The sequence below is a fragment of the Kitasatospora sp. NPDC059817 genome (assembly GCF_042731835.1).
Classification (GTDB): domain Bacteria; phylum Actinomycetota; class Actinomycetes; order Streptomycetales; family Streptomycetaceae; genus Kitasatospora.
This window is the reverse complement of the sequence record NZ_JBHWIR010000082.1, coordinates 12,891-32,542: the sequence shown is the minus strand read 5'-3', so window position 1 is coordinate 32,542 and position 19,652 is coordinate 12,891. Positions and strand designations below refer to the sequence as shown.

Sequence of the window (19,652 nt, the reverse complement as noted above, 5' to 3'; positions counted from 1 at the left end):
ATGTCAACATATCTGGCGTTGACTTTTGGCACGCTGTTGAGTTCTCAAGGAACGGACACTTCCTTCGGACCGCCTTCCAGCGGGCCCTCCGGGCGATTCGTTCTTTCGTGTTTCAAGCTTATCAGATGTTTTCCGCTCCGTTTTCCGGAGTTTCATTTACCTGAGTGGCTTTCGCCTTTCGGCACTCCCGAACTCTATCAGAGTTTCTCGGGCCGTTTTCCGCGGTCATTCTCGAATTCGCATTCGAGAAACTTCCTGCGGGGCCGTCCCGTGGGGCAACCCGGAGAACATTACGCACCGGGCTGCCCCACGTCAAACCAGCCGCCGGAGGCTCAGACCTCGACGACGACCGGCAGGATCATCGGCCGGCGGCGGTAGTTGTCCGCCACCCACTTGCCGACGGTCCGGCGGACCAGCTGCTGGACCTGGCGGGGATCCAGCACGCCGTCGCTCGCCGAGCGGTCCAGGGCCTCCTGGAGCTTGGCGGCGACCGGCACGAACGCGTTGTCGTCGATGCCGGAGCCACGGGCCTGGAAGGTCGGGCCGCCCACGATCTTGCCGTTGGTCGAGTCGACCGCGACGAAGACCGAGATGAAGCCCTCCTCGCCGAGGATCCTGCGGTCCTTGAGCGAGGCCTCGGTGATGTCGCCGACCGAGGCGCCGTCCACGTAGACGTACCCGGCCTGCACCTTGCCGACGATCCGGGCGACGCCCTTCTCCAGGTCGACGCAGACGCCGTCCTCGGCGATGACCACGCGGTTGCGCGGAATGCCGGTGGCGATGCCCAGGTCGGCGGCGGCCCGCAGGTGGCGCCACTCGCCGTGGACCGGCATCAGGTTGCGCGGCTTGCAGATGTTGAAGAAGTACAGCAGCTCACCGGCCGAGGCGTGGCCGGAGACGTGCACCTTGGCGTTGCCCTTGTGCACGACCTTGGCGCCCCAGCGGGTGAGGCCGTTGATCACCCGGTAGACGGCGTTCTCGTTGCCCGGGATGAGCGACGAGGCCAGGACGACGGTGTCGCCCTCGACGATGCGGATCTGGTGGTCCCGGTTGGCCATCCGGGACAGCGCCGCCATCGGCTCGCCCTGGGAGCCGGTGCAGATCAGCACGACGTCCTTGTCCGGCAGGTCGTCGAGCTGCTTGACGTCGACGACCATGTTGCCGGGGACCTTCAGGTAGCCGAGGTCGCGGGCGATGCCCATGTTGCGGACCATCGAGCGGCCGACGAAGGCGACCTTGCGCTTGTACTCGTGCGCGGCGTCCAGCACCTGCTGGATGCGGTGCACGTGGCTGGCGAAGGAGGCGACGATGATGCGCTTGTCGGCGTTCGCGAAGACGTTCCGCAGCGCGGCCGAGATGTCCCGCTCGGGCGGGATGAAGCCGGGGACCTCGGCGTTGGTGGAGTCCACCAGCAGCAGGTCCATGCCCTCTTCGGCCAGCTTGGCGAAGGTCGGCAGGTCGGTCAGGCGGCCGTCGAGCGGCAGCTGGTCCATCTTGAAGTCGCCGGTGGCCACGACCATGCCCGCGGGGGTGCGGACGGCGACCGCCAGGGCGTCCGGGATGGAGTGGTTGACCGCGATGAACTCGCAGTCGAAGGGGCCGATGCGCTCGCGCTCGCCCTCCTTGACCTCCAGCACGTACGGCCGGATGCGGTGCTCGGCGAGCTTGGCCTCGATCAGGGCGAGGGTGAGCTTGGAGCCGATCAGCGGGATGTCCGGGTTCTCCCGCAGGAGGAACGGGACGGCGCCGATGTGGTCCTCGTGCCCGTGGGTGAGGACGATGCCGTCGATCTTGTCGAGGCGGTCCCGGATGTAGGTGAAGTCCGGGAGGATCAGGTCCACGCCGGGCTGCTCGTCCTCGGGGAAGAGGACGCCGCAGTCGACGATCAGGATGCGGCCCCCGTATTCGAAGACCGTCATGTTGCGGCCGATCTCGCCGAGACCGCCGAGCGGGGTGATGCGGAGGGCGCCCTCCTTCAGGGCCGGGGGTGCGCCGAGTTCGGGGTGCGGGTGGCTCAAAAGACTCTCCTCACGACGCACGCCATATGCCCGGGGTCCTCCCCCTGAAGACATATGGCGTGCGTACTCAGTGTCGTTTTTCCTACTGGGTCGGTGCTCTCGCGCCGTCGGTCCGGTCCAGCGGCGGGCCCGTGAGGGTCCGGCGAGCCGGGGCGCGCACGTCTTCGTCTGTTACAGGTGTACCCCGCCGGCGGCGAGATCCTTCGTCAATCGTGCGATCTCCTCGGGAGTCGCGCCGACCAGCGGCAGCCGCAGCGGGCCGGCCGGCAGTCCCTGGAGCTCCAGCGCGGCCTTGGCGAGGATGACGCCCTGCGTGCGGAACATACCGCTGAACACCGGGAGCAGGCCCTGGTGGATCGCCGTGGCCTTGGCCACATCGCCGGCCAGGTACGCCTCGATCATCGCACGCAGTTCGCCGGCCACGACGTGTCCGACGACGCTGACCACTCCGGCGGCTCCGACCGACAGCAGCGGCAGGTTGAGGATGTCGTCGCCGGAGTACCAGGCGAGGTCGGAGCGGGCGATGGCCCAGGCGGCGGCGCCGAGGTCGCCCTTGGCGTCCTTGTTGGCGACGATCCGCGGGTGCTCGCCGAGGCGGACCAGCGTCTCGTGGCTCAGCGCGACACCGCTGCGGCCCGGGATGTCGTAGAGCATGACCGGCAGCCCGGTGGTGTCCGCGATGTGCACGGTGTGCCGGTACAGGCCCTCCTGCGGGGGCTTGCTGTAGTACGGCGTGACGACCAGCAGGCCGTGGGCTCCGGCGGCCTCCGCCTGTCGCGCCAGCTCGGCACTGTGGTGGGTGTCGTTGGTGCCGACGCCGGCCACCACGTGGGCGCGATCCCCGACCGCCTCCACCACGGCGCGGACGAGCTGGGCCTTCTCGGCGTCACTGGTGGTCGGGGACTCACCGGTGGTGCCGTTGACGACGAGGCCGTCGTTGCCGGAGTCCACGAGGTGTGTGGCGAGGCGCTGGGCGCCGTCGAGGTCGAGTCCGCCGTCGGCGGTGAACGGGGTGACCATCGCGGTCAGGACCCGGCCGAACGGCGTCTGGGGGGTGGAGGTCGGAGCCATGCGTCCAAAGCTACTCGTAGGCGGTGGGGCGGTAACCACACCGGTCCAGTGTTCGGACAGGGGCATACCGTGCGAAGCGGCGGAAACAGGCGGTGACATGGGATTCCGGTGCTGCCCGCTCGGGGGTTCGGGCAGCACCGGAATCCGTGTTCATGAATGTAGGGAGCGGCTAGAAAAGCCGCAATCCAGACATGCGAGACACTCCGCCCATATGCCTATCGTCCCAGGTCAGGGAGCGACCCGGCCGTGCTTCTCGAAGGCCGCATGGGTGAGCGGCATGAGCCGCGCCCACTCCTGCTCCATCTGCTCGGCGACCATCTCGATCTCGCGCTGCGGGAAGGACGGCACCGCCGAGTGCTCCCGCTTGGTCCGCAGCGACAGGAAGTGCATCAGCGAACGGGAGTTGCAGGTCGCGTACATCGAGGAGAACAGGCCGACCGGCAGCACCGCGCGGGCCACCTCGCGGGCCACGCCGGCCGCCAGCATCTCCTGGTAGCGCGCGTAGGACTCGCGGTACGCGGCCTCCATCGCCTCGGTGGTGGTCCTGTGCTGCTCGGGGGTGCCGTCGACGAACTCGTAGCGGCCCGGGCGGCCCTGCTGGACGAGCTTGCGCTCCTCCGCCGGGACGTAGAAGACCGGCTGCAGCTCGCGGTAGCGGCCGGACTCCTCGTTGTAGGACCAGCCGCTGCGGTGCCGGTGGAACTCCCGGAACACGAAGATCGGCGCGCTGATGAAGAAGGTCATCGAGTTGTGCTCGAAGGGGGTGCCGTGCCGGTCCCGCATCAGGAAGTTGATCAGGCCCTTGGACTTCTCCGGGTCCTGCTGGACCGCCTCCAGGGACTGCTCCCCCGCGGTCGAGACGCGGGCCGCCCAGATGACGTCCGAGTCGGCGGCCGCGCTGCGGACCAGCTCGACCGTGACGTCGCTGCGGAAGCTGGGGGCCGTCGGTTCGTCGCTCACGCGTTACTCCTTGCGGGTTCGGTGCTGTGCAGCTTGATGGCGTGCTGCATGGTCTTGCGGGCGCGCGGGGTGTCGCCGGCGTCGGCGTACGCCACCGCGAGGCGGAACCAGACCCGCCAGTCGGCCGGCGCGGCCTCCGCCTCGGCCTGGCGGCGGGCGAACACCGCATCGGCCGAGGCCCGGTCGATCCGCCCGCCGGTGGTGCGCTGGAGCTCGTCCACCGGCAGGCCGCCCTCGGCCTCCAGCTCCCGGGCGAGTTGCTCGCTGGCCCGGCCGAACCGGACGGTCTGGCGCAGGAACCAGACGCCGATCACCGGGATGACGAAGGCGCACAGGCCGATGCCGATGCCGAGCGGCTTGCCGGTGGCGACCAGCTGGACACCCTCCCCGACGCAGAGGAGGGCGACCAGCAGCAGCACGCCGGACAGGACGAAGAATCCGGTACGGGACGTCATGCCGGGCTCACAGGTCCAGGAAGTGTTCGAGGCCCAGGGTGAGCCCCGGCGTCTCCACGACCTTGCGCACACCGAGCAGGATGCCCGGCATGAAGCTGCTGTGGTGCAGCGAGTCGTGCCGGATGGTGAGCGTCTCACCGGTGTCGCCGAACATCACCTGCTGGTGGGCGAGCAGCCCGCGCAGCCGGACGGCGTGCACTGGCACCCCGTCCACGTCGGCGCCGCGGGCGCCGGGCAGGCTGTGCGTGGTCGGGTCCTGCTGCGGCGGGCGGCCGGCCTCGGCGCGGGCGGCCGCGATCAGCTGCGCGGTACGGGTGGCGGTGCCACTGGGGGCGTCCGCCTTGCGGTCGTGGTGCAGCTCGACCACCTCGACCGACTCGAAGTACTTCGCCGCGGTCTGCGCGAACTTCATGCCGAGCACCGCGCCGATGGAGAAGTTCGGCGCGATCAGCAGGCCCAGCTCGGGGGCCTGGTCGAGCCAGCCGCGGACGGTGGCCAGCCGCTCGTCCGTCCAGCCGGTGGTCCCGGTGACCACGTGGATGCCGTGGTGCAGGCAGTAGTCGAGGTTGCCCATCACCGAGTCCGGGTGGGTGAGTTCGACGGCGACCTGGACGCCGGCCTCGGTCAGCTCCGCCGGCTCGGACCCGCGGCCCAGGGTGGCCACCAGTTCGAGGTCCGGTGCGGCCTCGACGGCCTTGACCGCCTCGGAGCCGATCCGGCCGTTGGCACCGATCACGGCGACACGCAGCGTCATAGCGAAATGTCCTCTCACACCAGCAGATCGGCGAGCTTGGCGGCCCGCTTGTCGTTGACCGGTCCGATCAGCGCCAGCGACGGCCGGTACGCGCCCAGCACATCACGGGCCACCGCGTGGACGTCGTCCAGGGTCACGGCCGCGATCCGCGCCAGCATCTCGTCCACCGACAGGTGGTGTCCGTAGCTCAGCTCGGCCTTGCCGATCCGGTTCATCAGCGAGCCGGTGTCCTCCATGCCCAGCACGGTGGAGCCGGAGATCTGGCCGATCGCGCGCCGCAGCTCCTCCTCGGTGATGCCCTCGGCGACCACCTTGGCCAGCTCCGCGCGGCAGATCCGCAGCACCTCCTCGACCCGCTTGGGCTGGCAGCCGGCGTAGATGCCGAACAGGCCGCTGTCCGCGTAGGACGAGGAGTACGAGTACACCGAGTACGCCAGGCCGCGCTTCTCCCGCACCTCCTGGAACAGCCGGGAGCTCATCCCGCCGCCGAGGGCCGCGTTGAGCACGCCCATCGCCCAGCGGCGCTCGTCGTGCCGCGGCACCCCGGGCACGCCCAGCACCAGGTGGGCCTGCTCGGTGGAGCGGTTGAGCACCTCGACACGGCCGGCCGTGCGCAGCGCCTTGACGCCGCGGCGGGCCTCGGCGGGGGCCGCGTCGGAGCGGGCCAGCACCTCCGCGAAGGCCTGCTCGACCTGCTTGACCACCGTGTGGTGGTCGAGGTTGCCGGCGGCCGAGACGACCAGGTTCTCGGGCCGGTAGCGGCGGCGGTAGAAGCCGGCGATCTGCTCCCGGGTGAGCACCTTGATGGTCTCCTGGGTGCCCAGGATGGGGCGGCCGAGCGGGCCGCTGCCGAAGATCACCTTGGCGAACAGGTCGTGCACCACGTCGCCCGGGTCGTCCTCGGCCATCGCCATCTCCTCGAGGATGACGCCGCGCTCGGCGTCGACGTCCTCGGAGCGGATCAGCGAGCCGGTGACCATGTCGCAGACCACGTCGATGGCCAGCGGCAGGTCGGTGTCCAGGACCCGGGCGTAGTAGCAGGTGTTCTCCTTCGCGGTGAAGGCGTTCATCTCACCGCCGACCGCGTCCAGGGCAGCCGAGATGTCCAGCGCGCTGCGCCGCGCGGTGCCCTTGAAGAGCAGGTGCTCCAGGTAGTGGGTGGCGCCGTTGAGCTGCGGGGTCTCGTCCCGCGAGCCGACGCCGACCCAGATGCCGAAGGTGGCGGAGCGCACCGTCGGCAGGGTCTCGGTGACGACCCGAAGGCCGCCGGGGAGGACGGTGCGGCGCACCGTGCCGGCGCCGTCGGCGCCCTTGAGCAGGGTCCGGGTGGAGCCGGGGCGCTGCTTCGCCGCCGGGGCCTGAGCCACGGGGGGTACCTCCAGAGGAAACACGCGTGGGAACGCTTGGACGAACGCGGGGGCAACAGGGTGCGGCCCGCACGCCGGGAGGCGTACGGGCCGCAAGGGTCAGCTAGCGGCGCTTCACTCGGAAGCGGTCTCGCCGGCTTCCTCGCCCTCGACGACGGGGATGAGGGAGAGCTTGCCGCGCGGGTCGATCTCGGCGATCTCGACCTGCACCTTGGCGCCGACACCGAGGACGTCCTCGACGTTCTCGACGCGCTTGCCGCCGGCCAGCTTGCGGATCTGCGAGATGTGCAGCAGGCCGTCCTTGCCCGGCATGAGCGAGACGAACGCGCCGAACGTCGTGGTCTTCACCACGGTGCCCAGGTAGCGCTCGCCGACCTCCGGCATGGTCGGGTTGGCGATCTGGTTGATCGTGGTGCGGGCGGCCTCGGCGGCCGGTCCGTCGGCGGCACCGATGTAGATGGTGCCGTCGTCCTCGATCGTGATCTCGGCGCCGGTGTCCTCCTGGATCTGGTTGATCATCTTGCCCTTGGGGCCGATGACCTCACCGATCTTGTCCACCGGGATCTTGATGGTGATGATCCGCGGGGCGTTCGGGGACATCTCGTCCGGCGTGTCGATGGCCTCGTTCATCACGTCGAGGATGTGCAGACGCGCGTCCTTGGCCTGCTTCAGCGCGGCGGCCAGCACCGACGCCGGGATGCCGTTGAGCTTGGTGTCCAGCTGCAGGGCGGTGATGAAGTTGCGGGTACCGGCGACCTTGAAGTCCATGTCGCCGTACGCGTCCTCGGCACCGAGGATGTCGGTCAGCGCGACGTAGTGGGTCTCACCGTCGATCTCCTGGGAGATCAGGCCCATGGCGATACCGGCGACGGCGGCCTTCAGCGGCACACCGGCGTTCAGCAGCGACATGGTGGAGGCGCAGACCGAGCCCATCGAGGTGGAGCCGTTGGAGCTCAGCGCCTCGGAGACCTGGCGGATGGCGTACGGGAAGTCCTCACGCGAGGGCAGCACGGGGATGATCGCCCGCTCCGCCAGCGCGCCGTGGCCGATCTCGCGGCGCTTGGGCGCACCCACGCGGCCGGTCTCGCCGACCGAGTACGGCGGGAAGTTGTAGTTGTGCATGTAGCGGCGACGCGTCTCCGGGGAGAGCGTGTCCAGCTGCTGCTCCATGCGCAGCATGTTGAGGGTGGTGACGCCCAGGATCTGGGTCTCGCCACGCTCGAACAGAGCCGAGCCGTGCACGCGCGGGATGGCCTCGACCTCGGCGGCCAGGGTGCGGATGTCGGTGACACCGCGGCCGTCGATGCGGACCTTGTCCTTGATGACGCGCTCGCGGACGACCTTCTTGGTCAGCGCGTTGTAGGCGGCGCTGATCTCCTTCTCGCGGCCCTCGAACTCGGGGAGCAGCTTCTCGGCGGCCAGCGCCTTGACGCGGTCCAGCTCGTTGTTGCGCTCCTGCTTGCCCGGGATGGTGAGGGCCTGGGCGAGCTCGTCCTTGACGGCGGCGGTCAGCGCGGCGAGGACGTCGTCCTGGTAGTCCAGGAAGACCGGGAACACGCCGGTCGGCTTGGCGGCCTGGGCGGCGAGCTGCGACTGGGCGGCGCACAGCACCTTGATGAACGGCTTGGCGGCGTCCAGACCGGCGGCGACGACGTCCTCGGTCGGCGCCTCGGCGCCGCCCTCGACCAGCTTGATGGTCTTGTCGGTGGCCTCGGCCTCGACCATCATGATCGCGACGTCGCCGTCCGGCAGGACGCGACCGGCGACGACCATGTCGAAGACGGCCGACTCCAGCTCGCTGTGGGTCGGGAAGGCCACCCACTGGCCGTTGATCAGCGCGACGCGGACGCCGCCGATCGGGCCGGAGAACGGCAGGCCCGCCAGCTGGGTGGACGCGGAGGCGGCGTTGATGGCCACCACGTCGTACAGGTGGTCGGGGTTGAGCGCCATGACGGTGCAGACGACCTGGACCTCGTTGCGCAGGCCCTTGACGAAGGACGGGCGCAGCGGGCGGTCGATCAGGCGGCAGGTGAGGATCGCGTCCTCGGAGGGCCGGCCCTCACGACGGAAGAACGAGCCGGGGATGCGGCCCGCGGCGTACATGCGCTCCTCGACGTCCACGGTCAGCGGGAAGAAGTCGAAGTGCTCCTTCGGCTGCTTGGACGCGCTGGTGGCCGACAGCACCATGGTGTCGTCGTCCAGGTAGGCCACGGCGGAGCCGGCGGCCTGACGGGCCAGACGGCCGGTCTCGAAGCGGATGGTACGGGTGCCGAAGGAACCGTTGTCGATCACGGCCTCGGCGTAGAACACGTTCTCTTCCACCTGGAAGATCTCCTCTTTCGTACGTCTCCGGGAGAGCGTCCCCGCGCTGCCTGCCGGCTGGCCCTGGCCCTCCTGGCAAGGAGGACGGCAGTCGGGCCGGTCTTCGATCGAAGCCTCCGGGGTGCTCCGCTCGGTCTGCGGGGCTTCCGGGGGCCACTACCGAGGACCGGCGCCTCACGGCTGCCGGGCCGGGACGGGCGGTCCGCGTCTGGACGCTCTCTCGGATGCGGGCGGCTTCCGTTTGAAGCCTTCGGCCCGCGGGGGGTTCGGGTTCGTCTGCCCGGGTGGCGCGCTGGTGCGCCATCACCGGGCATGCCCACAACCCTACGGTGCAATCCTCGGCCACCTGGGGAGGTACGCGCGAGTTGTTATGTCCGGGCGCCGCGGCTCGGGGTGTCCGCGGCATACGCGCGAGGGGCGGCTCCCCGGTGTGGGGAGCCGCCCCGAGCGGCGGTCTTAGCGGGCGCCACCGGCGGCACCGCGGCGGATGCCCAGGCGGTCGACGAGCGTACGGAAGCGCTCGATGTCCTTCTTGGCCAGGTACTGCAGCAGGCGGCGGCGCTGGCCGACCAGGATCAGCAGGCCACGACGCGAGTGGTGGTCGTGCTTGTGGGTCTTGAGGTGCTCGGTCAGGTCCGCGATGCGACGGGAGAGCATGGCCACCTGGACCTCGGGGGAACCGGTGTCGCCCTCCTTCTGGCCGAACTCGGCGAAGATCTGCTTCTTGACGTCAGAGGCGAGAGCCACTGCAACTCCTTCAGGGTGTACCGAGCGGTCCTGGTCGACAACACAGGACTGATGAGGACTCGGTGTCGTGACGGAGCGCGGCCGGCGGTCTGCGACCCACCGGAGGCGGACACACGGCTGCGCTCGAAGGCCAAGGGTACCAGTGCCGCCCACCCGGCCGGTCGGCGGGCCGGACGGGCTGAACGGGGCAGGCGGCGCGGGCCGGGCCGGTCAGCTGGTGGCGCCGCGGACCAGCCGGTAGACGTCCAGGACGGCGAGTGCCAGCGGGACGAGGGAGATCAGGGTCAGGCTGTCGACCAGGTCCAGGATGCGCCCCCAGAACGGGGAGACGCCGAGCCGGGGCACCACCAGCGCGATCGCGGCGAGCAGCGCCGCGCCGAACGCGATGGAGGCCGCCAGCCAGACGGTGCGCAGGTCGACCTCGGTGGAGCTGGCGGCGCGCAGGATGAACTGCGGGGTGTGCAGGGACAGGCCGATGATCAGCAGGGCCAGGCCGAGCAGCCCGGCGATGGTGAGGCTGAAGACCTGCGCGGTGTAGCGGAACAGCCGGGCGCGCAGCATCGTGGCCAGGCCCAGGGCGAGCGCGAGCAGCTCGGAGAACGTCCGATCGGTGAAGCCGAGGACGGCGCAGGAGCCGACCACGACCGCGGCGCAGCCGCCGACCAGGCCGACCAGGACCTCGTGGCCGCGGCGGGCCTGGTGGGCGATCCGCTCGTACTGGACGGCCTCGGCGCGCTCGGCCTCCTCGTCGTAGTCGCGGCTGCGGGTGCGGGTCTGGCCCGGGGCGCTGAAGCCGACGGGCAGCCGGGCGAAGCGGGCGGAGAGGCCGGGCAGGAAGCCGACGGCCGCGACGGCGGTGATGCCGGTGACGGCGGCGATGTGCCCGGCCGGGGTGTCCGGCAGCAGGACGGCGGCGAAGGTGGCGAGCGCCCCGGCGGCCGCGACCAGGGCGGCGGCGACGAACACCGCGTCCTTCTCGGGAAGCAGTCCGACCAGCAGCACGGCGACCACCAAGGCGGCGACGCAGCCGGCCAGGAACTGGAGCCGGCCGGGGCCGTCCCACGGGTGGGCGACGGCGAGGACGCCGCTGCCGCCGATCATGGCGTGCGGCAGGGCGCCGAGGCCGAGCGCGAGCGCGGCGTGGGCGTCCTGGTAGACCCGGGCGCGGACGCCGGCCAGCGCGGTGAGGACGACGGCGGTGACGCCGGCCAGGACGCCGGGCAGGCCGTGCATGTCGTGGCGCAGGTCGGCGAACCAGAGCGCGAAGCCGAGCAGGACGAGCAGCAGTGCGGCGCCGATCAGGCCGAAGGCCCGCATGAGTTCGGCGCTCCAGAGCCGGCGGTCGGTCTCGACGGCGCTGGCGATCGCGTCGGCGACGTCGTCGTAGACGGCCGGCGGGAGGGACTCGGCGAAGGGGCGCAGCGCGAGCAGGTCGCCGTCGCGGACCTGCTGGGCGGCGAGCGGCAGGCCGCTGTCGAGGACGGTGCCGTCGCGGCGCACCAGGTGGAAGCCGGTGGGAGCGCCGTCGGGCCGGCTCTGGTTGGCCAGGCGCAGCACCTCGGAGTAGACGTCCGCGAGCGGGACGTCCTCGGGCAGGGCGACGTCGATCCGGCGGTCCGGGGCGACGACGGTGACCCGGCAGTAGCCGGTCGCGGCGGCGTTGCTCATCGCCGCACCTCGGTCCTTCGACGCACTGGGCGCTCCCCCTTGTTGACGGTGCCGCGGCACGGCGGCGCTCGGTGTGGCAGTGGAACCGGCCCGACCGGGCCGCGAGTTGGCGCGGCGTTACCCTACCCGCTCGGTTCGTGCCCGGCCCCGGTGCGGGCCGGGCCCCCGGCGGGGGGTGCGGACGCGGGCCTGGCGGGCGGTACGGGGGCGACCGTTAGGATCGGCCCCTGCGCGCGGTACGGGGGGCGGCGCCGTGTGGTGCGTCCTCGCCCTGGTGAATCCCGTACGAGCCGTACGAGCCGTACGAGTCCAGTTGCGTGAGGGCTGATGCCGAAGTGATCGATCGACGCCGCGGGGTGGATGACACATGGGTGTGATCACGGTCAAGCGCCCGGGCAGGGCCTATCCGCCGGCGGTGCCGGACGAGCCGGTGGAGCTGGTGACCCCGCCCGAACTGCCCCGGCAGGGCGGCGAGGACTGGCTGATGAGCATCCTTCCGATGCTCGGCATGGGCGGCTCGGCGGTGTTCTTCTTCGCGCCGGGCGCGGCGGCCCCGATGAAGATCATGGGCGGTCTGATGGTCGCCTCGACGGTCGGCATGGTGCTGGCGCAGATCATGCGGGCCCGCAGGGGCGGTTCGACCGCGATGGCGGACGAGCGGCGCGACTACCTCAAGTACCTGCAGCAGATGCGCCGCCAGGTGCGCCGCACGGCGGAGCGCCAGCGCGGCGCGCTGCTGTTCCTGAACCCGGCGCCGGACCAGCTGTGGTCGATCGTGGCGGACGGCCGGCGGCTGTGGGAGCGCCGCACCGGGGACGGCGACTTCGCGCAGATCCGGGTGGGCCTGGGCCCGGTGCAGCTGTCGACGCCGCTGGTGGCGCCGCAGACCGCGCCGATGGACGAGCTGGAGCCGCTGTCGGCGGCCGCGATGCACTCCTTCCTGAAGGCCCACGGCACCTTGCAGGACCTGCCGCTGGCGGTGTCGCTGCGCGCCTTCTACCACGTCACGGTGTGCGGGGACGCGGACTCGGTGTACGGCAACGTGCGCGCGATGATCGCCCAGCTGACCACCCTGCACTCGCCGGACGACCTGCTGGTCGCGGTGGCCGCGGCGCCGGGCGCGGCGGAGGAGTGGGAGTGGACCAAGTGGCTCCCGCATAACCAGCACCGCAAGGAGGCCGACGGCGCGGGCTCGCGCCGGCTGATCGCCACCGACCTGGGCGAGCTGGAGTTCCTGTTGCAGGACGAGCTGGCCGGCCGCCAGCGGTTCGTGCGGGACGCGGCGCCCGCGCCGGACCAGCCGCACCTGGTGGTGGTGATGGACGGCGCCGGGGTGCCGCCGAACTCGCTGCTGGCGAGCCCCGAGGGCGTGCAGGGGGTGACCGTCATCGAGGTGGTGCCGGGCGACCTGGACGAGCCGAGCGGGCACCTGATGGTGACGGTGAGCCCGCAGGAGCTGGTGCTGCGCTCGGCCTCCGGGGCGACGTACACCGGCACGCCGGACCTGCTCTCGGTGTGGCAGTGCGAGGCGCTGGCACGGCAGTTGGCGCCGTACCGGCTCTCGGCCGGCGGGGACGACGAGCCGCTGCTGTCGAACCTGGACTTCACCGACCTGATGAACTCGGGCGACCCGGGCTCCTTCGACGTGACGCGCAGCTGGCGTCCGCGCGCCCAGCACGAGCGGATGCGGGTGCCGATCGGGGTCGGCGCGAACGGCGAGCACGTCTACCTGGACATCAAGGAGGCCGCGCTGGAGGGCATGGGCCCGCACGGCCTGTGCGTGGGCGCGACCGGCTCCGGCAAGTCGGAGCTGCTGCGCACCCTGGTGCTGGCGCTGGCGATGACGCACTCCTCGGAGATCCTGAACTTCGTCCTCGCCGACTTCAAGGGCGGCGCGACCTTCTCCGGCATGGCGGACATGCCGCACACCTCCGCGGTGATCACCAACCTGGAGGGCGAACTCACCCTGGTCGACCGCATGCGCGACGCGATCGAGGGTGAACTGCACCGCCGCCAGGAGCTGCTGCGCTCGGCGGGCAACTACGCCAACATCCACGAGTACGAGCGGGCCCGGGCGGCCGGCGCGGCGCTGGACCCGCTGCCCTCGCTGGTGCTGATCATCGACGAGTTCTCCGAACTGCTCACCGCCAAGCCGGACTTCATCGAGATGTTCATCCAGATCGGCCGGATCGGCCGGTCGCTGGGGGTGCACCTGCTGCTGGCCTCGCAGCGTCTGGAGGAGGGCAAGCTGCGCGGCCTGGACACCTATCTCTCCTACCGGATCGGTCTGCGCACCTTCTCGGCGGCCGAGTCGCGGGCGGCGATCGGGGTGCCGGACGCCTACCACCTGCCGCCGGTGCCGGGCGTCGGGTACCTCAAGTTCGGCGAGGACGTGATGGACCGGTTCAAGGCCGCGTACGTCTCGGGGCCCTACCGGGCGCCGGGGCAGCAGCGGTCGACCGGCGGGCGGCGGGTGAACGCCCGCCCGGTGCTGTTCACCGCGGCCCGGGTGGAGCCGCCGGAGCCGGCGCTGGAGGAGGAGGCGCCGCTCGCCCCGGAGCAGGACGACGCGCTGGTCGACACCGTGCTGGACGTGTTCGTGCAGCGGATGACGGGCCAGGGCCCGGCCGCGCACCAGGTGTGGCTGCCGCCGCTGGAGGAGGCGCCGAGCATGGACCACCTGCTGCCGCCGCTCCAGGTGGTGCCGGAGCGCGGGCTGACCGCGCCCGGCTTCCCGGCGGGCCGGCTGCGGGTGCCGATCGGCATCGTGGACAAGCCGCGCGAGCAGAAGACCGACGTCCTGGAGGTCGACTACGCGGGGGCGGCCGGCCACGGCCTGGTCGTGGGCGGCCCGCGCTCGGGCAAGTCGACGGTGGTGCGCACCACCGTGGCCTCGTTCGCGCTCACCCACACCCCGCGGGAGGTGCAGTTCTACCTGCTGGACTTCGGCGCGGGCAGCTTCCAGTCACTGGCCGGGCTGCCGCACGTCGGCGGGGTGGCCGGGCGCCTGGACGTCGACAAGGTGCGCCGGATGGTCTCCGAGGTGCACGGGGTGCTGAACCGGCGCGAGGAGCTGTTCCGGGCCGCCGGGATCGACACCATCGGCACCTACCGGGCCCGCCGGGCGGCCGGGCAGCTGCCGGACGAGGCGTTCGGCGACGTGTTCCTGGTGATCGACGGCTGGAACACCTTCAAGCAGGAGTTCGAGGTGCTGGAGGCGGTGATCGGCGACATCGCCCAGCGCGGCCTCGGCTACGGCGTCCACCTGGTCATCACCGCGGCCCGGTACGCCGAGGTGCGCCCGGCGCTGAAGGACCTGCTGCAGAACCGGACCGAGCTGAAGCTCGGCGACCCGATGGAGTCCGAGGTGGACCGCCGGGTGGCGCAGAACGTCCCGTCGCTGGCCGGGCGCGGCATCACCCCGGAGCGGCTGCACTTCCTGTCCGGCCTGCCGCGGCTGGACGGCTCCTGCGCGGTGGACGACCTCCAGCACGGGGTGGCCGGCCTGGTCGCCGCCGTCGACGGGGCCTGGAGCGGCCCGCGCGCGCCGCAGGTGCGGATGCTGCCGGCCGTCCTGGACGGGAACTCGCTGCCGAAGGGCTCCGAGCGCCCGGAACGCGGGATCGCCTTCGGCGTGGACGAGGCCGAGCTGGCACCGGCCTTCGTGAACTTCGAGACCGACCCGCTGTTCATCGTCTTCGGCGACACCGAGTCGGGGAAGTCGGCGCTGCTGCGGATGCTGATCAAGCAGATCACCGAGCGGTACACCCCGGACCAGGCGGGCATCGTGGTCGGCGACTACCGGCGCGCGCTGCTGGGCACCGTGCCGCCGGAGTACCTGGTGGAGTACGCGGCCGCGCAGCCGGCCATGGCGGCCATCGTGGACATGCTGCGCGGGGCCTGCGCGCGCCGCCTGCCCGGCCCGGACGTCACCGCCGAGCAGCTGCGCAACCGCAGCTGGTACAGCGGCAAGGACATGTTCGTGGTCGTGGACGACTACGAGCTGGTCGCGACGAGCTCGGGCAACCCGCTGGCGCCGCTGGCGGAGTTCCTGCCGTTCGCCCGGGACATCGGCCTGCGGGTGATCGTGGCCCGCAGCGCGGGCGGCGCCGGCCGCTCGCTGTACGAGCCGGTGCTGCAGCGGATGCGCGAGCTGGGCGGGCAGGGCGTGATCCTCTCCGGCAACCGGGACGAGGGCGCGCTGCTGGGGACGGTCAAGCCGATGCCGCTGCCGCCGGGGCGCGGGGTGTACGTGTCGCGCCGGGCGACCGGCGGGCAGATGGTCCAGACGGGCTGGCTGCCGCTGGTGTGAAGGCGCCGGCGCACCGCGCCGGCGGCTACGGACAGTGATCGAGGGGTCGGGCTCGCGGGAGCCCGGCCCCTTTCGCGTCCCAGGTGTCGAAACGTTACCTAGATCTTTCCGGGGCGGGGCTGCGGTTCCCGCACCCCGTCCGGGGGTTGCGGCCGCACAAAGGGGCGCCTGGGCGTATCGCCGTCCGACTCCACGGACACCTTTGAAAGGCGGCTTGCAACACTCTGTTCACCTTGGATTCAGTTGCAATGTGGCAGAGGTAACAAGTCGGACAAAGCTCGCAATGACCGTACGTGATCATCGGATCGCATGTCCATACCCTTCCGCGCAACGGATTCCGAAGCATTTCGGCCATTGACGCAATCAATACGCCCAGGTTCCATTGCGACCCAGGAGCGACCCCACCAGAACCCGAGCAGACAGCCAGCGGAGGCGATACCGCTCCCACCCACAGGACCGAACAGAGCCGATCGGAAGCCACATGACCGACACGCTTCGCCCGCCACGCGCCGCGACCCCCGCGACGGCCGACACCGCCGCCGCGCCCCAGCAACTCAAGCGCTCGATCGGCGTGGTGGGCGGCACCCTGCTCACACTGTCCTGCGTCACCCCGGCCTCCACGCTCTTCGTGATCGTCCCGGAGCTGTTCTCCAGCATCGGCAGCGCCACCGCCCTGGCCATCGCCATCGGCACCGTGCTGTGCGTCGCCGTCGCGTTCTGTTACTCCGAGCTCGGCACCCTGATCCCCAGCGCCGGCGGCGAGTACGCGATGGTCGGCACCCTCGCCGGGCGGCTGGCCGGCTGGCTGGTCTTCGTGCTCTCGCTGATCGTGGTGATGATCGTCCCCTCGGTCATCGCCCTCGGCACCGCCGACTACCTCGTCCCCGTGCTGCACCTCGACAAGGCCATGACCGGCGCCGCCGTGATGCTCGCCGCCACCCTGGCCGGCCTGCTCGACCTGCGCGCCAACGCCTGGATCACCGGCGTCTTCCTGGTCCTGGAGGTCATCGCGGCCGGCGTCGTCTCGGTGCTCGGGTTCTCCCACGCCAACGCCGACGCCCCCAGCCTGCTGCACGGCGTGGTCACCGGGGACGGCGGCGCCACCACCACGGTGAGCATCGGCGCCATCGTCGGCGCGCTCGGCATCGCCCTGTTCATCACCCAGGGCTTCTCCACCGCCGTCTACCTCTCCGAGGAGCTGGAGAACCCCCGCCGCAACGTCTCGCGCACCGTGCTGTGGACGCTCGGCATCTCCTCCGCCGTCATCCTGGTCCCGGTCGTCGCCATCACCATGGGCGCCCCCGACCTGCAGACCCTGAGCTCCGGCGACATCTCCGGCATGGTCACCGCCTGGAGCAACTCCGCGGTCGGCACCTTCATCAGCCTCTGCGTCGCGCTGGCGATCATCAACGCCGGCATCGTCATGGTCATCCAGAACTCCCGGGTCCTGTTCGCCTCCGCCCGCGACAAGGCCTGGCCCGAGCCGGTCAACAAGGCCTTCGGCACCCTCGGCCGGTTCGGCTCCCCGTGGGTCGCCACCCTGGCCGTCGGCCTGCCCGGCGCCGCGCTCTGCTTCGTCAAGGGCGCGCTGCTCAGCAACATCACCGGCGTCGCCGTCACCGGGATGTACCTGCTGGTCGCGATCGCCGCGCTGCTCTCCCGCCGCGCCCACCACAAGCACGCCGCCGCCTGGCGGATGCCGCTGTGGCCGGCCGTCCCGGTGGTGCTGATCGCCGTCCTCGTCTACGTGATGACCCAGCTGGACACCGAACCCCTGCTGTGGACCGGCGGCATCACCGCCGCCGCCACCCTCTACTGGCTGTTCTACCTGCGCCCCCGCCAGGACACCCGCTGGGTGATCAGCCTCCCCGAGGACCAGCAGCCCTGACCCCCACCCCTCCCCCACACGGCAGTGCCCCGGGCTCCCCCTCGCCCGGGGCACTGCCACGTCCGGACCGCTACTTCCTCAGCTTCCACACCGGCGCGGTGGCGATCGCCTTCAGCTGGTCGGTGCTCAGCGCCGGGGTGCTGCGGGTCGCCGGGGTCTGCTGGGTGCCGCTGTTGAACGCGCTGATCACCACCCGCAGGCCGTCCGCGTGCAGGGTGTCGACGGTCCACATGCCCGGGTTGGAACCCCGCTTGCCGACCACCACCCTGGTGCCGTCCGGCTGCGCCTGGGCACTGCCGAACAGCTCCTCCTTGGTCTTGTCGTCACGGGACCAGTCCTGCACGTTGATCTCCACCAGGGACTTGCCCTTGCCGTCGTTGACCACGAAGTTCGCGTAGCCCGGCTGGCCCCCGGTCTCCGTCTCGGTCAGCCCTGCCGGCAGCAGCTTGGCGACGATCGCCAGGATCTCGTCCTTGTCGTACTCCTTGCCGCTGTCCCGCGGCTTGACCGGCACCGGGTCCGGGATCGAGGCGATGACCCGGTCCCAGGACTTGTCCGTGACGATCGCCTTGAGCTGCTCGGGGGTCAGCGGGGGCTTCGGGCGGCTGTCCGGCGAGCCCTTCTCCGCCGGGGAGTTCCACTCGGACAGCTCGACCTGGCGGCCGTCCTTGCCGATCAGCTTGGCGTTCCACCACTTGGTGGTGGCCCGCTTGTCCGGGTACTCGTAGCCCTGGAGGACGGTCAGCGTGCCGCCGTCCGGCAGGGTGGTGGCACTGCAGGCGTCGTACTGGACGAGCTTCTTGTCCGGGCAGTCGTTCTCCGCCCGGTTCGGGTCGCCGTCCGCCAGGCGGCCGAGCGAGATGCCCATCGCGGACTTGCCCTTGCCGTCGTCGAAGACCAGCGAGGCGGTCGCGGCGATGCCGCCGCCGTACGGCCGGCCCGGCTCGGCCCCCGTGCCGGTGCCGGTGCCGCCGGTGGTCTCGCCCTTGGGGAGCAGGGCCTGGAACATCGCCAGCACCTCGTCGCCGGAGACCGCCGGCGGCGCCGAGGCGGAGGCGGACGCCGAGGAGGCCGGGGCCGCCGAGCCGCTGCCGCCGGCGGTGCTCGGGGCGGCCGCGGGCACCGTACTCGGGCGCGGCGAGGAGCCGGTGAGGTACACCGCACCTGTGCCCACCAGGGCCAGCGCGGCCGCGCCGCCCACCACCGCGGCGGTCGAGCGGCGGCGCCAGCGGCGGCGGCCGCGCCGGTACCCGCCCGCGAGCAGGTCGGTCGGCTCGGCGCGGAAGCCCTCGCCCGTACGGGTGAGGGCGTAGAGAAGATCGTCCTCGAACTTGTCCGGTTCGGACATGGGTGGTCACCGTCTCCTTGCATCACGAAATTGCGTCACGGGGAGCGTCACGGGGTGCGTCACGGACTACGAGCAGTGGTCAGCGGGCGGCGAGCTCGGCCAGCGAGTCGCCGAGCAGGGTGCGCAGCCGGGCCAGCGCCCGGGTGGTACGGGTGCGGACCGCCCCCGGGGAGGAGCGCAGCATCTCGGCGGTCTCCGCGACGCTGTGGTCCTCCCAGTAGCGCAGCACCAGGACGGCGCGGTCCTTGGGCGGCATCCGGCCGAGGGCGTCGAGCAGGGTCATCCGCAGCGCGCCGTCCGCCTCCCGCGCCTCCGACTCGGGCACGGCCGCGATGGGGCGCTCGGTGCTGGAGCGGCGGCGCTGCTGGGCGAGGAAGGTGCGCACCATCACCGTGTGGGTGTAGGCGGCCGGGTTGTCGATCCGGTCCCGGCCGCCGGTCCAGGCGCTGCGCCGCCAGAGCACGTACATCCGGCTGAGGGCCTCCTGGACGAGGTCCTCGGCGTAGTGGGTGTCGCCGCTGGTCAGCAGGCAGGCCGAGCGGTACAGGTGGCCGGTGCGGCCGGACACCAGTTCCAGGAACTCGGCGTCCTCGGCCTCCCGGCCCGCCCCGATCCACCCCATGCCTGCCGCCCCCCGTGTCCGCGCTCCCTGACACTTCTTGGATGCGGCGAGCGACCCACGACGTTACAGCCGTTGCGGAGGATTCTCCTACGCACTCCCCGGGCACCGGGCAGGTGCTGC

At 71.4% G+C, this 19,652-nt stretch carries 13 protein-coding genes; 2 read left to right on the top strand and 11 right to left on the bottom strand.

What is annotated here, in order from left to right; genetic code table 11:
• Window positions 1-332: 332 nt before the first annotated feature.
• The 9 genes from ACFV61_RS19160 to eccD form a co-directional block, all read right to left on the bottom strand.
• Window positions 333-2,018, bottom strand: coding sequence for a ribonuclease J (locus tag ACFV61_RS19160; protein ID WP_380378420.1), 1,686 nt, complete (start codon window positions 2,016-2,018; stop codon window positions 333-335).
• Window positions 2,019-2,189: 171 nt separating this feature from the next.
• The gene (gene dapA, locus ACFV61_RS19155) at window positions 2,190-3,089 is read right to left on the bottom strand and encodes a 4-hydroxy-tetrahydrodipicolinate synthase (protein ID WP_063347602.1); all 900 of its coding nucleotides are present in this window, start codon (window positions 3,087-3,089) and stop codon (window positions 2,190-2,192) included.
• A gap of 228 nt (window positions 3,090-3,317) precedes the next feature.
• Window positions 3,318-4,049 (bottom strand): FAD-dependent thymidylate synthase, encoded by a 732-nt coding sequence (gene thyX / locus ACFV61_RS19150; protein WP_063347603.1) that lies wholly within the window; start codon window positions 4,047-4,049, stop codon window positions 3,318-3,320.
• A complete protein-coding gene (locus ACFV61_RS19145) occupies window positions 4,046-4,504 on the bottom strand; it encodes a tetratricopeptide repeat protein (RefSeq protein ID WP_063347604.1) in 459 nt (152 codons plus the stop codon). The genes thyX and ACFV61_RS19145 overlap by 4 nt, the downstream gene beginning before the upstream one ends.
• A gap of 7 nt (window positions 4,505-4,511) precedes the next feature.
• Window positions 4,512-5,258, bottom strand: coding sequence for a 4-hydroxy-tetrahydrodipicolinate reductase (gene dapB, locus ACFV61_RS19140; RefSeq protein ID WP_380378417.1), 747 nt, complete (start codon window positions 5,256-5,258; stop codon window positions 4,512-4,514).
• Between the two features lie 14 nt (window positions 5,259-5,272).
• The gene (locus ACFV61_RS19135; RefSeq protein WP_244293355.1) at window positions 5,273-6,625 is read right to left on the bottom strand and encodes a pitrilysin family protein; all 1,353 of its coding nucleotides are present in this window, start codon (window positions 6,623-6,625) and stop codon (window positions 5,273-5,275) included.
• Between the two features lie 114 nt (window positions 6,626-6,739).
• Window positions 6,740-8,947, bottom strand: coding sequence for a polyribonucleotide nucleotidyltransferase (locus ACFV61_RS19130; protein WP_063347606.1), 2,208 nt, complete (start codon window positions 8,945-8,947; stop codon window positions 6,740-6,742).
• 456 nt (window positions 8,948-9,403) lie between these two features.
• On the bottom strand, window positions 9,404-9,694 hold the full coding sequence (gene rpsO, locus ACFV61_RS19125; protein WP_063347607.1) for a 30S ribosomal protein S15: 291 nt from the start codon (window positions 9,692-9,694) through the stop codon (window positions 9,404-9,406).
• Between the two features lie 210 nt (window positions 9,695-9,904).
• Complete coding sequence (gene eccD, locus ACFV61_RS19120; RefSeq protein WP_380492811.1) at window positions 9,905-11,362, bottom strand: type VII secretion integral membrane protein EccD; 1,458 nt, start codon at window positions 11,360-11,362, stop codon at window positions 9,905-9,907.
• A gap of 367 nt (window positions 11,363-11,729) precedes the next feature.
• Between eccD and eccCa the strand changes: the two genes are divergently transcribed.
• Both eccCa and ACFV61_RS19110 read left to right on the top strand, forming a co-directional pair.
• Window positions 11,730-15,674, top strand: a complete 3,945-nt coding sequence (eccCa, locus tag ACFV61_RS19115) for a type VII secretion protein EccCa (protein ID WP_380492809.1) — start codon at window positions 11,730-11,732, stop codon at window positions 15,672-15,674.
• A gap of 481 nt (window positions 15,675-16,155) precedes the next feature.
• On the top strand, window positions 16,156-17,562 hold the full coding sequence (locus ACFV61_RS19110) for an APC family permease (protein WP_380492808.1): 1,407 nt from the start codon (window positions 16,156-16,158) through the stop codon (window positions 17,560-17,562).
• Between the two features lie 70 nt (window positions 17,563-17,632).
• On the opposite strand, the gene ACFV61_RS19105 is transcribed toward ACFV61_RS19110, so the two are convergent.
• The gene (locus tag ACFV61_RS19105; protein ID WP_380492806.1) at window positions 17,633-18,910 is read right to left on the bottom strand and encodes a hypothetical protein; all 1,278 of its coding nucleotides are present in this window, start codon (window positions 18,908-18,910) and stop codon (window positions 17,633-17,635) included.
• A 79-nt stretch (window positions 18,911-18,989) separates the two neighbouring features.
• Complete coding sequence (locus tag ACFV61_RS19100; RefSeq protein WP_063347612.1) at window positions 18,990-19,532, bottom strand: SigE family RNA polymerase sigma factor; 543 nt, start codon at window positions 19,530-19,532, stop codon at window positions 18,990-18,992.
• Window positions 19,533-19,652: the final 120 nt, after the last annotated feature.

Excerpts from the sequence above, each read along its gene's own strand:
- eccD (WP_380492811.1), bottom strand. The coding sequence starts at position 11,362 with ATGAGCAACGCCGCCGCGACCGGCTACTGCCGGGTCACCGTCGTCGCC.
- ACFV61_RS19100 (WP_063347612.1), bottom strand. The coding sequence starts at position 19,532 with ATGGGGTGGATCGGGGCGGGCCGGGAGGCCGAGGACGCCGAGTTCCTG.
- ACFV61_RS19105 (WP_380492806.1), bottom strand. The coding sequence starts at position 18,910 with ATGTCCGAACCGGACAAGTTCGAGGACGATCTTCTCTACGCCCTCACC.
- dapA (WP_063347602.1), bottom strand. The coding sequence starts at position 3,089 with ATGGCTCCGACCTCCACCCCCCAGACGCCGTTCGGCCGGGTCCTGACC.
- eccCa (WP_380492809.1), top strand. The coding sequence starts at position 11,730 with ATGGGTGTGATCACGGTCAAGCGCCCGGGCAGGGCCTATCCGCCGGCG.
- dapB (WP_380378417.1), bottom strand. The coding sequence starts at position 5,258 with ATGACGCTGCGTGTCGCCGTGATCGGTGCCAACGGCCGGATCGGCTCC.
- ACFV61_RS19145 (WP_063347604.1), bottom strand. The coding sequence starts at position 4,504 with ATGACGTCCCGTACCGGATTCTTCGTCCTGTCCGGCGTGCTGCTGCTG.
- ACFV61_RS19110 (WP_380492808.1), top strand. The coding sequence starts at position 16,156 with ATGACCGACACGCTTCGCCCGCCACGCGCCGCGACCCCCGCGACGGCC.